The following is a 13,294-nucleotide window of genomic DNA, read 5'->3' as shown; positions in this document are numbered from 1 at the left end:
GTTTCTGTATCGATCGCTAAAGAAAGGAGTGGCGATGAAGACCGCCCTCGTAACGGGAGCGAGCAGGGGGATCGGCCGGGCCATCGCGCTGCGCCTGGCCGGCGACGGGTTCCGGGTGGCCGCCGGCTACGCCGCCGATGAAACCGCCGCCAAGGAGGTGGTCAGCCTCATCGAGGGCCGCGGCGGGGTGGCGTTCGCCGTTCAGGCCGATCTGGGCGTGCTGGAGGACGTGCACCGGCTCGCCGAGCGTCTCAGGCAGGAGACGCCTGTGCTCGACGTGCTGGTCAACAACGCGGGCATCGCCGCATCGGGGCCCATCGGGCAGGAGACGCCGGAGACGTACGACCGGGTCTTCGCCGTCAACGTCAAAGGATTGTTCTTCCTCACCCGGCAACTGCTGCCGCTGATCCCCGACGGCGGCCGGATCGTCAACATCACCTCGGGTGTGGCCCGCATCGCCTTCCCCGAGGGCATCGCGTACGCGATGAGCAAGGGTGCGGTGCAGACGTTCACGCTTGCCCTGGCGAAGGAGCTGGGCCCGCGCGGCATCACGGTCAACAACGTCGCGCCGGGCATCATCGACACCGACGCCAACGCGGCCTGGCTACGCGGCGACCCGGGGGCGGAGGCGTACGCGGCGAGCCGGCACGCGCTCAACCGGGTCGGCCAGGCCGACGAGATCGCGAACGCGGTCGCCTTCGCCGCCTCGGAGCAGGCGAGCTTCATCACCGGCAGCACCATCGACGCCACCGGCGGGGGGAACCTCTAAGACGCACACCGCCATCCACAGCTCGGGCGAGGTCCACTACCGCCGGACCGGCCGCGGTCCCGGCCTGGTCCTGGTGCACGGCACCGGCGGCGACGCCGAGACCAACTGGGCCCACCTGGTGCCCGGCTTCACCGACATCCGCACCGTCATCACTCCCGACTACGCCGGCAGCGGCCAGACCGTGACCCGGGCGGCGAGCTCACGCTGGACCTGCTCGCCGGGCAGGTCGCGGCCGCGTTCGAGGGCCCGTCGGATCTCGTCGGCTTCTCGCTCGGCGCCGCCGTCGCGGTCGCGGTCGCCGCCGAGCGCCCCGAGCTGGTCAGGCGTCTGGTCCTGATCGCCGGCTGGACCCACCTCGCCGCCAGATCACCAGTCACCAAGCTGATCAGGGACTTCATTCAGAGGTAGGACGGGCCGGTCACCCGGTGCCGGAAGGTCCACCACACCCATCCCTGGGCGGCCACGAGCAGCGGGATCAGCACCAGGATGACCGGCACCAGGACCGCCCCGGACGTGCCGGGCTCCAGCGGCAGCCGCAGCCCGGCCAGGACCCCGACGGCCAGCAGCGCCGCCGAGGTCAGCGCGTACGTGCGCGCGTCCACCCCCAACCAACCAGCCCCGACCGACCTCCCGTGCCCGGTCCCGCCCGACAGCACGGTCGCCCGCTCGCGCAGCACCCCGCGCAGCCGCAGCGCCGCGAACGTCAGCCCGTGCGTGGCGAACAGCGCCGCCAGCACCAGGGCGGGCAGCACGGCGAACAGCCCGTCCATGCCGAGCAGCACATGGCTGAGCAGCAGACCCCAGCTCAGCGCCAATCCCCAGCTGCCCGCCACGATCGCGCCGTCCCAGAACGTCTGCCACGGCGTCCCCGGCACCCGCCCGCGCAGCCACAGCCCCATGTCGCGCACGACCCACGCCAGCAGCAGCGCCACGACCAGCGAGTAGTTCCCGCTCAGCAGCTCGCCCTCCAGCTCGGGGAACAGCCCCGCCAGCACGCCTGCCGTCGCCACCAGCCACACCTCGTTGCCCAGGAAGAACGGGGCGATCGCGGCGATCACCTCGCGCCGCTCGGCCGCGGACCGGCCGAGATACGGCAGCGTCATGCCCACCCCGATGTCGGCGCCGGCCAGCACCAGGTAGCCGAGCGCGAAGAAGGCCAGAACGAAGATCTCCATGTACGGCTCCTCAGAAGGTCGGGGCGGTGACGGGGGCGTCGATCGGGCGGTCGCCCAGGGTCACGGCACCGGGGCCGCGGCGGGCGTGCCGGGCCAGCAGCCAGTAGTTGATCAGGATCAGGACGGAGAAGACGGCGACGAAGGCCGTGAGCGAGAACCGCATCTGTGCCTCCGTCACGGGCGTCATCGCATCGGCCGTCTTGAGCAGCCCGTACACGGCCCAGGGCTGGCGGCCCATCTCGCGGAAGATCCACCCCGCGATCATGGTGACGAAGGGGACCGGGATCATCGCGGTCAGCAGCCAGTGCCAGAGCCGGAACCCCCGCACTGCCGGGCGGAAGGCCATCAGCACGCAGCTCACGGCGGCCACGAGCAGCATGACGACGAGCAGTAGCACCATCGTGAGGCCCCCGCCCCGCACCCAAGCCACGGGCGGCAGGTAGTCGCCGGAGCCCAGCTTCGCCACCATTTCGGCCTGGGCCTCGGCCAGCCGTTCCTGACTGCCCACCCAGGCGGCGATCTTGGTCGGTTGAAGGGTCTCGAAGCTCAGGCCGCCGAAGGTCGCGGTCAGGAACGTCGCGGGCAGCGCCACGCCCATCCCGAGCCGCAGCGACTTGCGGAAGAAGTCCTGCTCGGCGGTGCGCTTACGCAGGTGGTACGCGCTCACCCCTGCCATGAAGAACCCACCGGTGATCATCGCGCCGCCCATCACGTGCCAGAACGCGATCTGCGCCGCCGGATTGGCCACCATCGCGCCGAAGTCGACCAGCCGCAGGACACCACCGTCCACCGCGTGACCGACGGGGTTCTGCAGGAAACCGTTGGCGATCATGATCCAGAACGCCGACGCGTACGCCGTCAGCGTGACGATCCAGATCAGCGCCAGGTGCGCCCACCGGTTCAGCTTGTTCCAGCCGAAGATCCACAATCCCAGGAACGTGGACTCGATGAAGAACGCCACCAGCGTCTCGATCGCCAGCGCCGAGCCGAAGACGTTGCCCGCGTACTCGGTGAGCCCGCTCCACGACAGCCCGAGCTGGAACTCCATCACCAGGCCGGTGACGATGCCCATCGCGTAGTTGATGATGTAGAGCTGACCCCAGAACCGCGTCATCCGCATGTGGATCGGGCTGCGGGTCAGGGTCGCCCTGGTCTGGATGACGGACACCAGAGTCGCCAGACCGAGCGTGAGCGCGACGAAGAGGAAGTGCGCACCCGCGGTGAGCGCGAACTGCAGGCGGGCGAGATCCACGGTTTCCATGGTCAGAGCATCCGGGCACGGCTACGCCCGCCGCGTCATGCTCAGGCGGGCACCTGGCGTACATCCCGGGATGCATCCGGCCGCCCGGCGTACATCTCAGGGGGTAAGCCAGCCAGGAGTGATCATGCCGGCCTCGTACGCGATCACCACGAGCTGGGCCCTGTCGCGTACCGCGAGCTTGGTCATGATGCGGCTGACGTGCGTCTTCGCCGTGGCGGGGCTGAGCACGAGCCGGGCCGCGATCTCGTCGTTGGACAGGCCGGCCGCCACCAGCGTCATGACCTCGCGCTCGCGCTCGGTGAGCGCGTTCAGCTCCGGGCCGGGGTCGGGGCGCTTGACCCGGCCGGCGAACTCGGAGATCAGCCGCCGGGTGACCGACGGCGAGATCAGCGCGTCGCCCCTGGCCACGACCCGGACCGCGTGGATGAGCTCGGCCGGCTCTGTGTCCTTGACCAGGAAGCCGCTCGCGCCGGCACGCAGTGCGCCGTACACATAGTCGTCCAGGTCGAACGTGGTCAGAATGATCACCTTGACGCCGTCCAGCCGGGGGTCGCCGGCGATCTGCCGGGTGGCCTCCAGGCCGTCGAGCTCGGGCATCCGGATGTCCATCAGCACGACGTCCGGGCGGTGCTCGCGGGCCCCGGCGACGGCCGCCGCGCCGTTGGGCGCCTCGGCGACGACCTCGATGTCGTCCTCGTCGCTGAGTATGGACCTGAACCCGGCACGCACCAGGGTCTGGTCGTCGGCGAGCAGTACACGGATCATGGGGCCCCATTCGATGGCAGGTTCAGCGGCAGGCGGGCGACGACGCGGAAGCCGCCCTCGGGACGCGGGCCGGCCTCCAGGGTGCCGCCGAGCGCGGCCGCACGCTCGCGCATGCCCTGCACGCCGAAGCCGCTGCCCCCGTCGTACGTGGCACCCGGCCCATCATCCTCCACGCGGATCATGATATTTGCGGACGTGTTGGCGACCGACAGCGTGGCCGTGGTCGTACCGGAATGGCGGGAGACGTTCGTCAGGGCCTCCCTGATGATGCGGGTCGCGGCCAGGTCCACCTCGGTCGGCACCCCGTCGAGCGGCCCCGACAGCTCGGTACGCACCTCCAGCCCGGAGGCCGCGACCAGCGCGTCCACCCGGGCCAGGCTGTCGGCCGGAGCGGTCGGCGCGTCCTCGTCCACCTGTCGCAGCACCCCCAGCGTGGTCCGGAGCTCGCGCAGCGTCTCCTTGCTGGTGTCCTTGATCGTCCGCAGCGCCTTCTCGGCGTCCTCGGGCCGCTTCTTCAGCCCGTGCAACGCGGCGGCCGCCTGCACATTGATCATGGAGATGTTGTGCCCGAGCACGTCGTGCAGCTCCCTGGCGATCCGCAGCCGCTCCTCGCTCTCGCGCCGCCTGGCCTCCTCCTCCATAGTGCGCTCGGCGTCGGCCGCGCGCCGCTCGGCCTCCATCATGTACGCGCGGCGGTTGCGGGTGACCCCGCCGAACGCGATGGCCGCCACCACCCATCCGGCGATCGCGACGAACAGGCTGTCGTCGACGTGCCGGATCCCGCCGGTCTCGCCGAGCCCCATGCCCAGCAGCAACGTTGCCCCCGTGGCGATCGCCGCGGTGAGCGCGCCCCGGTCGGCGGCGGTGTAGAGCACGACGAACGCCAGCACGAGGATCGGCCCGTCGAGCCGCGCCCACGGGTAGTAAGCGGCGACGGACACGGCCACGACGATCAGCGCCGCGACCGGATACCTTCGCCGCGCCAGCGTCGCGGCGAACGCCGCCAGCGGGAGCACCACGTCGAGCACGTTCGGTTGTACGGCGCCGCGGAACGCATAGGCGAGCAATGTGCCGACCAGCACGGCGCCGATCGCCACGAGCGACGCGATCGTGCTGGGGGGCGGCTTTCGCATGCCACCCATTCTGGACGGGTAGAGCGGATGAATGAGCACAAGGGACGAACTACGCCATATTGAAGAGGATCTGACGCGGCTCAGGGCAGAGAACCGGGACATCCGAGAACAGATCCGGGACATGGGCGCGACCGACCAAATCGAGAAGGCCGCCGTGATCAGCCAGGCGGACGAGCAGATCGAGCTGATCGCCGATCTCGAACGCCGGCGCGACTCACTGATCGCCCGCCTGGAGAAGGAAGAGGGAGCCCGGGACTAACGGAGCGGGGCGCCGACCTCGTGCAGGTGGCGCAGGGCCTGCCCGTACGAGTCGATCAGCCCTGTCTGCAGGTAGCTGACGCCGATCTCGGCGCAGTACTCCTGCACGATGGGCTGGGCCCGGCGCAGGTTGGGGGCCGGCATGTGGGGGAAGAGATGATGCTCGATCTGGTAGTTGAGCTGGCCGAGCGCCACGTCGGTGAAGACGCCGCCCCTGACGTTGCGCGAGGTGAGCACCTGCTTGCGAAGGAAGTCGAGCTTGTCCTCCTTGGTCAGCACGGGCATGCCCTTGTGGTTGGGCGCGAACGTGCACCCCAGATAGAGCCCGAACAGCCCCTGGTGCACGGCCAGGAACACCAGTGCCTTGCCGAACGGCAGCACGGCGAAGACCGCGCCGAAGTAGAGCACGAAGTGCGTGACGAGCAGCGCCAGCTCCGGCCACCGCCGCTTGGCCGACGGCTGGAACAGGGCCTTGAAGCTGGCCACGTGGAGGTGCCAGGCCTCGAGGGTGAGCAGCGGGAAGAACCAGAAGGCCTGATGTCTCGCGATGAATCGCGGTAGTCCCCGGCTTCTGATGGCCTGTTCCTCCGACCAGACGATGACGGCGGGAGAGACGTCGGGGTCGTGGTCCTCGTGGTTGGGATTGGCGTGATGGCGGTTGTGCTTGGTGGTCCACCAGCCCCAGCCGAGCCCGACGCCGAGGTTGCCGATCAACAGGCCCACGACATCGCTGGGCCGCCGCGTACGGAACACCTGCCGGTGTCCGAGGTCGTGGGCGACGAACCCGAACTGCGCGAAGACGACGGCCAACGCGGCTGCGACGAGCAGCTGCAGCCATGAGTCGCCCACCCAGGCGAACAACGCCCAGCAACCGAGGTAGGCGACGACGACGATGCTGAATCGTGTCGCGTAATAAAAGGGACGCCGGTCCAGTAGGCCGGCGTCCGCAATCTTCTGGGCTAGTCGGGCGAAGTCGCTGCCCCGAGTCTCCAGCGTGCCAGGACTGACCACAGGTCTCCTTCCTCGCGGTGCACGTTGCCCCAACCCTGGCGCATCCGGGCTGGAAGGGGAAGCCCCGCCTCACCGCGTCCGGCAGAGATCCGGCAACGGGCCCCTCAGCGCGTACCTTTCCGGGTCCGGTATCGCCGCGCCCCTCGCCAGCGCCGCCTCGTAGCCCTCCGCGCCCAGGGCGTCCCGGCACCTCGCGGCCAGGGCGCCCACGAAGGGGTCGGCCGATTCGCGGATCCCGCGCAGCGCCCGGGCCGCGCCGAGCAGCTCGGCCGCCGTCACCGGCGCCAGGTGCTCGGCCACGCCTTCCAGCACGCTCGCCCGCGCGGTCCGGTCCGAGCAGGTCGCCATCAGCTCCAGGGCCGCCCGCAGCGGCTTGACCGGTTCACCTACCCTGGCCAGCTCGACGTTCATGAGGGCTCTGAACTGGGGGCTGGTGTCGAGGTCCATGGCCAGCGCGGCCTCCAGCAGCCGGGCGGCCGCGCCGGGGTCGCCGCTCCGCCTGGCCAGCTCGGCCCTGGCGTGCATGACACGCGCCGCCATCTCCTGGTCCTGCGACCGGGCCGCCGACTCCCGGGCCCGCTCCAGCGTGGCGGCGGCTCCGGCCAGGTCGCCGGCCCGGCACTTGAGCTGCCCGGCCCGCAGCAGGAACGTCATCGGCCCGAGCGGCGTGTCCAGCCCCGCCAGCTCGGCCGCCAGCCGCTCGGGCTCCTCGGCCAGCGCGACCGCGGCGGCGAAGTCCCCGCGATTCTCGGCCACCAGCGAGAGCCAGTAGAGCGCCGCCCACTGCCCCCACCGGTCGCCGGTCTTCCTGAACCCCACCAGCGCCGGCTCCAGCAGGTCCTCCGCCCCCGCCACAGGCCCGTACTCGAACCGCACCACCCCGCCCACCAGCAGCGCCGCCGATCTGGTCCACGGGTCGGGATGCGTACGCAGCCGCTCGACGCTCATCTCGGTGTGCTCCACCACGTCGGCCGGCGGCCCCAGCGCGCCGCCCAGGGCCCAGAAGCTCAGCGCCGCAGGGTGGTCCGACTCGCGTACGGCCGCGGTCGGCTCGCCGCCCGCCAGCACCCGGCACAACCCGTGCGCCACCTCCCGCCCCTCCGGCGGCACGTCCCCGACCCGGCGCAGCACCGCCGCCGCCTGCTCGGCCATCTCGTGCCGCCTGCCCCGTACGATCCAGGACCAGAACCGCGGCAGGATCAGCCGGAGCGGATCTGCGGAGTGCCGCAGGGCGGCGTCCAGGTTGCCCTGCTCGGCGTCCAGCAGCGCCAGCCACCTCAGCTGCCCGCCCGTCCGCAGGTGCGGCTCCGCGGTCTCGGCCAGCTCGGTGTAGTAGCGGGCGTGCGTCTGGCGTAGGCCGGGGAGGTCGGCGGCGGCGTACTGCCTGATGGTCTCCAGCATCGTGTAGCGGTCGCCGGAGATCGCGATGAGCGATTTGTCCACGAGCGAGGAGAGCAGGTCCGGGTCGCCGCCGCAGACCCGGGCGATCGCGTCGTACGTGGCGCCGCCGGAGAACACGGTCAGTCCGCGCAGGAGCTCCCGCTCGCGCTCTGACAGCAGGTTCCAGCTCCAGTCGATGACGGCGCGCAGCGTGCGGTGCCGCGGCTCGGCCGTACGCCCGCCGCGGAAGGCCAGCCGGTCGCCGAGCTGCTCGACCAGCACCGACACCGGCATCGTCCGCAGGCGGGCGGCGGCCAGCTCGATGGCCAGCGGGATGCCGTCCAGCTCGCGGCAGATCCGCGCCGCCTGCGCCCGATCCACCTCCAGGCCCGGCCGCGCGGCGGCCGCCCGGTCCATGAACAGCCCGACGGCCTGCTCTTCGGGCAGCGGCGGTACGGCGTGGATCATCTCGCCGGGGATGTCCAGCGGCTCTCTGCTGGTGGCCATGATCCTCAGCCCCGCCACCTCCGACAGCAGCCGCTCGGCCACCCGGGCGGCCTGCTCGATCACGTGCTCGCAGTTGTCCAGCACGATCAGTGGCGCGGTGCCGCGCAGTGCCGCCACGAGGTCGGTCGCCTTGAGCACGCCCTCCATCGCCGCCCGTACGTCGGTGGCGGCGGCCAGCTCCACCAGCCAGGTCCCGTCCGGCACGTCGAGTCCCGCCGCCACCTCCACCGCCAGCCGCGTCTTGCCCGCCCCGCCGGGCCCGACCAGCGTGACCAGCCGCGCCCCTTCGCCTCCGAGCAGAGTCTTGAGCCGGGCGACATCCTCCGACCGCCCCACGAAGCTCGTGAGCCGGGCAGGCAGATTGCTCCTCGGTGACGGCTCCGCGTCCCTCAACGCCGCCAGATGCGCTTCCCGCAAGTCAGGCCCCGGATCGGCGCCCAGCTCATCGGCCAGGGCCTCCTTGATCCGCTCGAAGACGGCCAGCGCCTCCGCCCGCCGCCCATGGGCCACCAACGCCCGCATCAGCAGCGCGTGGAAGGGCTCCCGCGACGGATGCGCCGCGACCAACTCCTCCAGCTCGGCAACCAGCCCACCCAGCCCGTCCCCGTCAACGCCACGCTCGCCCCCATCGATGGTCGCGCGGCGCTTGGCAGTGGTCCGGTCGCCGTCGGCGGGTGGTGCGGCGGCGAGGTCGAGGCCGATCCGGGTCGCCAGGGCCGTGAGCCTCAGTTCCTCCAGTCGAGCCGCCGGAGCCGCGGAGAACGGCAGGCCGGCCGCGTCCGCCAGCGCCGCACCCCGCCACAGTCCCAGAGCCCGATGAACGTCACCACCCCGCACCAGCCGCTCGAACGCCCAGGCGTCCACCTCGTCGACCGGCACGTCCAGTGAGTACCCGGAGGGGTGGGACGCGATGATCCCGGAAGTCTCGCGCCGCGCCCGGGACACCAGCGACTGCAACGCCGCCACCGGATGCGCAGGCGCCTCACCGGGCCAGAGATCATCGATCAGCCGGTCAGCGGTCACCACCCGCCCGGGATCGAGCGCCAGCCGTACCAGCAGCGCCCGCACCCGGGCCCCGCCGATCTCCGCCCCCGCCACCCGAAGCGGCCCCAGAATCCCGACCCGCATCCACCCTCCACGATCGCGCCGCCTCCACAGTACGCACGCCGCCGAGAGGGAGCCCCCTCACCATTCCAGCCGCTCCCGCAGGACCTCCGTCGGCAGGTGCGGCACCGTGGCCTCGGTGAACTCCGGCAGCCCCACGACCAGACCGTCGTCCACCACCCGGAGTCCCGGCCCCGCGGACGGCCCTCTGACGTGCCGGGGCGCGATGTTGTAGAAGCTCCCCGTGCCGTAGTCGATGCGCACGCTCTCCAGCGCCGGCCGCGCGCGGGCCAGGCACGCCCCCATCGGCAGCCCCAAGTCGGCCGGCGAGATGAGCGTGTGGGCGTTGCCCGCCACGACCAGCGCGGGCTCGATGCGCGCCCCCAGCACCCGCTCCGCCATCGCCGCCTCCCGCTGCGACCAGTCGCCGGTGAACATGCCACCGTCGAACAAGGCGACCCGCAATCCGTCGATCTTCCGCAACACCGCCAGATGCCCCGCGGTGACGCGCCCGTCGCCGAGCCACCACAGCGGATGGTCGAGCCCGCTCCCGTCGGCCAGATGGGCGTCGAGCCGCGGCCGCAGGTCCTCCGGCCATTCGAGGGCCAGGTTGGTCAGCCCGAGCAGCCGCATCAGGCCGAGGATGACCAGCGGGTTCTCCCTGACCCCGTGTATCTCTCCGAGCAGCAGCAACCCGGCCTCGTCGACCGACCGCCTGGCCCGGTCGAGCGCCGCCGGCTCGGCGGTGAGCTCGAAGTCGTCGGTATCGAACGCGGCGACGGCCCGCTGGAGGCCGTCGAGGGTGTCGACGCTTGGCATGCTTACACAGTGTTCGCGCGGATCCTCCGGCGCAACAGGCCGGACTACGAGAACACCTTGGCCTTGAGCGAGGGCATCCGCTGCACGAGACGCAGGAAGGCCTTGAACCCCATCCGCGCCACCCGGCTGTCGCCCACGAACTGCTCGGCCGAGCGCAGGGAGTCGCGTACGGCGGCGAAGCCGTACTCGCGCATCTCGGCCTCGTAGCCGGCGATGGCCTCGATCGGGTCCCCGCCGGAGGTGAGGGCACGGCAGAGGAGGCGGGCGTCGCGGAGCGCGGTGTTCGCGCCGATGCCGCGCATGGGGGTCATGCTGTGGATGGCGTCGCCGAGCAGGGTGATGTTCGTGGCGGGCCAGGGGCCGATCGGGATCGACGTGCGGATCGGCAGCAGGCTGACGGTGTCGGGATGCGACAGGTCGATCATTCTGCGCAGGTCCGGATGCCATGACCTGATCATCCGCGCCACGGCCTCCTTGAGCTGGTCGCCCGACATTTCGGAAACATCGGACGGGAAACGTCCGGCCGCCGCGCCGACCGCCCACAGGATGTAGCTGCCGGCGTTGTCCATCAGCGCGCCCTCCTGCTCCGTCGCCCCGATCCCGGCGTCCGGCAGGACGACGTCGCTCAGGTCGTGCGGCGCGCAGAACAGGCCGATGCCCTTGGGCGGGATCACGTTGTTCGGCCCCTCCACCAGCCGCGGCGCCAGCAGTTTCCTGGTCTCGCCGGTGAGCGGGAACTTGCCCGCGACGGTGGTGATCCGCGTGTCCACCCGCTCGGCGTGCGGCAGGTACTGCCGGCGCACCCGCGAGTTCCCGCCGTCCGCGGCCACCGCGACGTCCGCGGTCTCGCTCGTGCCGTCGGCGAAGTGCAGCCGTACGCGCCCGCCGGGCAGGCGCTCGTACCTCTCGTACGTCTTCCCGAATCGGACGACTTCGTCCATCCCCGCCAGCAGCACCTGCCTGAGTGTGATGCGGCTGACCGAGTGGTGGTCGTCGGCCGGGTCGCCCGCCTCGGGCGTCTCGATCAGCGCCAGCAGGTCGAGCCGCTCGGTGAGGAAGCCGAAGTCCTGCCCGCCCCGCCCGGTCGTGTCGAGGAAGGACCGCCACAGGTGCTCCGGCAGGCAGTCGTGCAGCGCGCGGGCGCCGTGCGGGTCGATGTGCACGCGGTACCCCTGCAGCCGGTCGGCCGGCGTCCGGTCCCGCTCGTAGACGGTCACGTCGCGGCCCGCCTTGCGCAGCCCCTGGGCCAGGCAGAGCCCGCCGATCCCGCCGCCGATGATCGCGATGTCGTTCGTGGTCTTCGTCATGTCCCCGACTATCAACCGTATGGATGATTCTGTCAACCATCCGGATGGATGATAACGTGGGGCCATGAGACGAGCACCGGAGGAGAAGCAGCGCGACCCCGAACGCACGAAGGCCCGGATCCTCCAGGCGGCTCTGGAGGAGTTCGCGGCCAAGGGGTTCGCGGGGGCGCGGGTCAGCGAGATCGCCGCCAGGGCGGGGGTGAACAAGCAGCTGATTTCGTACTACTTCGGCGGCAAGGAGGGCCTCTACCAGGCGCTCACCACCCGCTGGCAGAGCGAGGAGAGCGCGTTCGCCGACAGCTCGTCCTCGCTCGGCCGCCTCCTGGCCGGCTACGTCCGGTTCAACGCCGAGCGGCGTGACTTCGGCAAGCTCATGGTCTGGCAGGGCCTGACCGACGACGGTCCGCCCGATCCCGCGTTCGCCGAGGACGTGCGCCGTGACCTGGAAGCGCTGCGCCGGCGCCAGCGGGCCGGCGAGTTCCCCGCGGACGTCGATCCGGCCGCCATGCTGGTGGCGCTGTTCTCGATGGCCGCCGCCGGCATCTCGTTCCCGCAACTCGTCCGTGCCGCCTGCGACCTCGACCCTGCTTCGCCCGAGTTCGGCGAGTACTACGCCGAGCAGTTGGACAAGCTGATCGGGCACCTGGCCGAGGTCACCGATCCGTAAGATCCGCGGGCCCCGGTCCGGTGTTGGATCGGCGGCATGCGCGTGCTCCTCACCGGCTCGGCCGGCTTCATCGGCAGCCACATCGCGGAGGTCCTCGACGACGAGGTGATCGGTGCCGACCTGCGCACGGGTGTGGACGTCCGGGACGAAGCCGCCCTGGACCGCCTCCTGCCGGGCGTCGACGCCGTGGTCCACCAGGCCGCCAAGGTCGGGCTCGGCGTCGACGTGGCCGACCTGCCCGCGTACGCCTCGGTCAACGCGTACGGCACCGCGACCCTGCTGGCGGCCATGGCCAGGCACGGCGTGGACCGGCTGGTGCTGGCCTCGTCCATGGTCGTGTACGGCGAGGGCGCCTACGACTGCCCCCGCCACGGCCGCGTCCGCCCGGGGCCGCGGCGTCCGTCGGACCTGGCTTCCGGCCTGTTCGATCCCCGCTGCCCGCTCTGCGGCAACGTCCTGTCCCCGTCGGTCATCGATGAGGACGCCCCACTGGACCCCCGCAACGCCTACGCCACCACCAAGCTCGCCCAGGAGCACCTGGCCGCCAACTGGGCCCGCGAGACCGGCGGCACCGCCGTGGCCCTGCGCTACCACAACGTCTACGGCCCCCGCATGCCCCGGGACACGCCGTATGCCGGGGTCGCGTCCCTCTTCCTGTCCGCCCTGCTGGCCGGGCGGGCGCCCACGGTCTTCGAGGACGGGGGCCAGCAGCGCGACTTCGTCCACGTACGCGACGTGGCCAGGGCCAACGTCCTCGCGCTCCGTGCGGGGACGGCGGGGGCGCTGACGGCGTACAACATCGCCAGTGGCACCCCCCGGACGGTCGGCGACCTGGCGGCGGCCCTGGCCGCTCAGACCGGCGGCCCCGAGCCGGTGACGACGGGCGACTACCGGCTCGGGGACGTCCGCCACATCGTCGCCTCACCCGCCAGGGCTGCCAGGGAACTGGGCTTCACGGCGGAGATCTCCTTCGAGGACGGCATGAAGGAGTTCGCCCAGCAGTAAGGGCTGGAGGCCGACGATCGCGAGGTCAAGCGGGCGCGGCGTGCCATGCGGCGCCTGACGCCTCGCGCGCCCGCCGCCTGACGTCATCGGTCCGTAAGGAACGGGGCCGGGTGCGGGCTCTAGCGTCGGAGCC

At 71.5% G+C, this 13,294-nt stretch carries 13 protein-coding genes; 4 read left to right on the top strand and 9 right to left on the bottom strand.

Translation table 11 applies throughout. From position 1 onward, the window contains the following. The first annotated feature begins 34 nt into the window (after nt 1–34). Nucleotides 35–769 carry an SDR family NAD(P)-dependent oxidoreductase gene (locus ACIBX3_RS43180; RefSeq protein ID WP_397126412.1) on the top strand — a complete coding sequence of 245 codons (735 nt, stop codon included), beginning with the start codon at nt 35–37 and terminating at the stop codon, nt 767–769. A gap of 159 nt (nt 770–928) precedes the next feature. Here the strand turns inward: ACIBX3_RS43180 and ACIBX3_RS43175 are convergent, their stop codons facing one another. From ACIBX3_RS43175 to ACIBX3_RS43155, 5 genes are all read right to left on the bottom strand, one after another. Then, nucleotides 929–1,123 (bottom strand): hypothetical protein, encoded by a 195-nt coding sequence (locus tag ACIBX3_RS43175; RefSeq protein WP_397126411.1) that lies wholly within the window; start codon nt 1,121–1,123, stop codon nt 929–931. Nucleotides 1,124–1,167: 44 nt separating this feature from the next. Continuing rightward, the gene (locus tag ACIBX3_RS43170; protein WP_397126410.1) at nt 1,168–1,944 is read right to left on the bottom strand and encodes a cytochrome d ubiquinol oxidase subunit II; all 777 of its coding nucleotides are present in this window, start codon (nt 1,942–1,944) and stop codon (nt 1,168–1,170) included. Between the two features lie 10 nt (nt 1,945–1,954). After that, on the bottom strand, nt 1,955–3,205 hold the full coding sequence (locus tag ACIBX3_RS43165) for a cytochrome ubiquinol oxidase subunit I (protein ID WP_397126409.1): 1,251 nt from the start codon (nt 3,203–3,205) through the stop codon (nt 1,955–1,957). A 96-nt stretch (nt 3,206–3,301) separates the two neighbouring features. Continuing rightward, nucleotides 3,302–3,970 carry a response regulator gene (locus tag ACIBX3_RS43160; RefSeq protein WP_397126408.1) on the bottom strand — a complete coding sequence of 223 codons (669 nt, stop codon included), beginning with the start codon at nt 3,968–3,970 and terminating at the stop codon, nt 3,302–3,304. Beyond that, the gene (locus tag ACIBX3_RS43155; RefSeq protein WP_397126407.1) at nt 3,967–5,103 is read right to left on the bottom strand and encodes a sensor histidine kinase; all 1,137 of its coding nucleotides are present in this window, start codon (nt 5,101–5,103) and stop codon (nt 3,967–3,969) included. Before ACIBX3_RS43155 ends, ACIBX3_RS43160 begins: the two co-directional genes overlap by 4 nt. A gap of 31 nt (nt 5,104–5,134) precedes the next feature. On the opposite strand from ACIBX3_RS43155, the gene ACIBX3_RS43150 reads away from it, so the two are divergent. Beyond that, nucleotides 5,135–5,362 (top strand): hypothetical protein, encoded by a 228-nt coding sequence (locus ACIBX3_RS43150; RefSeq protein ID WP_397126406.1) that lies wholly within the window; start codon nt 5,135–5,137, stop codon nt 5,360–5,362. On the opposite strand, the gene ACIBX3_RS43145 is transcribed toward ACIBX3_RS43150, so the two are convergent. From ACIBX3_RS43145 to ACIBX3_RS43130, 4 genes are all read right to left on the bottom strand, one after another. After that, complete coding sequence (locus tag ACIBX3_RS43145) at nt 5,359–6,372, bottom strand: fatty acid desaturase family protein (RefSeq protein WP_397126405.1); 1,014 nt, start codon at nt 6,370–6,372, stop codon at nt 5,359–5,361. The two genes, ACIBX3_RS43150 and ACIBX3_RS43145, sit on opposite strands and share 4 nt — an antisense overlap. A gap of 69 nt (nt 6,373–6,441) precedes the next feature. Further along, nucleotides 6,442–9,387 carry a BTAD domain-containing putative transcriptional regulator gene (locus ACIBX3_RS43140; RefSeq protein ID WP_397126404.1) on the bottom strand — a complete coding sequence of 982 codons (2,946 nt, stop codon included), beginning with the start codon at nt 9,385–9,387 and terminating at the stop codon, nt 6,442–6,444. A gap of 57 nt (nt 9,388–9,444) precedes the next feature. Then, nucleotides 9,445–10,182: a hypothetical protein gene (locus ACIBX3_RS43135; RefSeq protein ID WP_397126403.1), complete on the bottom strand. Its 738-nt coding sequence runs from the start codon at nt 10,180–10,182 to the stop codon at nt 9,445–9,447. 44 nt (nt 10,183–10,226) lie between these two features. Continuing rightward, nucleotides 10,227–11,489: an FAD-dependent oxidoreductase gene (locus tag ACIBX3_RS43130; RefSeq protein WP_397126402.1), complete on the bottom strand. Its 1,263-nt coding sequence runs from the start codon at nt 11,487–11,489 to the stop codon at nt 10,227–10,229. 64 nt (nt 11,490–11,553) lie between these two features. Here ACIBX3_RS43130 and ACIBX3_RS43125 point away from each other — a divergent pair, with 64 nt between their 5' ends. Both ACIBX3_RS43125 and ACIBX3_RS43120 read left to right on the top strand, forming a co-directional pair. Beyond that, a complete protein-coding gene (locus ACIBX3_RS43125; RefSeq protein ID WP_397126401.1) occupies nt 11,554–12,156 on the top strand; it encodes a TetR/AcrR family transcriptional regulator in 603 nt (200 codons plus the stop codon). 36 nt (nt 12,157–12,192) lie between these two features. Further along, nucleotides 12,193–13,161, top strand: coding sequence for an NAD-dependent epimerase/dehydratase family protein (locus ACIBX3_RS43120; RefSeq protein WP_397126400.1), 969 nt, complete (start codon nt 12,193–12,195; stop codon nt 13,159–13,161). Nucleotides 13,162–13,294: the final 133 nt, after the last annotated feature.

It is taken from the genome of Nonomuraea sp. NPDC049480 (assembly GCF_044465905.1).
GTDB lineage: Bacteria > Actinomycetota > Actinomycetes > Streptosporangiales > Streptosporangiaceae > Nonomuraea.
Note: the sequence above shows the minus strand (reverse complement) of the source record. Positions and strands in the feature narration are given on the sequence as shown.

Excerpts from the sequence above, each read along its gene's own strand:
- ACIBX3_RS43180 (WP_397126412.1), top strand. The coding sequence starts at position 35 with ATGAAGACCGCCCTCGTAACGGGAGCGAGCAGGGGGATCGGCCGGGCC.
- ACIBX3_RS43170 (WP_397126410.1), bottom strand. The coding sequence starts at position 1,944 with ATGGAGATCTTCGTTCTGGCCTTCTTCGCGCTCGGCTACCTGGTGCTG.
- ACIBX3_RS43165 (WP_397126409.1), bottom strand. The coding sequence starts at position 3,205 with ATGGAAACCGTGGATCTCGCCCGCCTGCAGTTCGCGCTCACCGCGGGT.
- ACIBX3_RS43160 (WP_397126408.1), bottom strand. The coding sequence starts at position 3,970 with ATGATCCGTGTACTGCTCGCCGACGACCAGACCCTGGTGCGTGCCGGG.
- ACIBX3_RS43155 (WP_397126407.1), bottom strand. The coding sequence starts at position 5,103 with ATGCGAAAGCCGCCCCCCAGCACGATCGCGTCGCTCGTGGCGATCGGC.
- ACIBX3_RS43150 (WP_397126406.1), top strand. The coding sequence starts at position 5,135 with ATGAGCACAAGGGACGAACTACGCCATATTGAAGAGGATCTGACGCGG.
- ACIBX3_RS43140 (WP_397126404.1), bottom strand. The coding sequence starts at position 9,387 with ATGCGGGTCGGGATTCTGGGGCCGCTTCGGGTGGCGGGGGCGGAGATC.
- ACIBX3_RS43135 (WP_397126403.1), bottom strand. The coding sequence starts at position 10,182 with ATGCCAAGCGTCGACACCCTCGACGGCCTCCAGCGGGCCGTCGCCGCG.
- ACIBX3_RS43130 (WP_397126402.1), bottom strand. The coding sequence starts at position 11,489 with ATGACGAAGACCACGAACGACATCGCGATCATCGGCGGCGGGATCGGC.
- ACIBX3_RS43125 (WP_397126401.1), top strand. The coding sequence starts at position 11,554 with ATGAGACGAGCACCGGAGGAGAAGCAGCGCGACCCCGAACGCACGAAG.
- ACIBX3_RS43120 (WP_397126400.1), top strand. The coding sequence starts at position 12,193 with ATGCGCGTGCTCCTCACCGGCTCGGCCGGCTTCATCGGCAGCCACATC.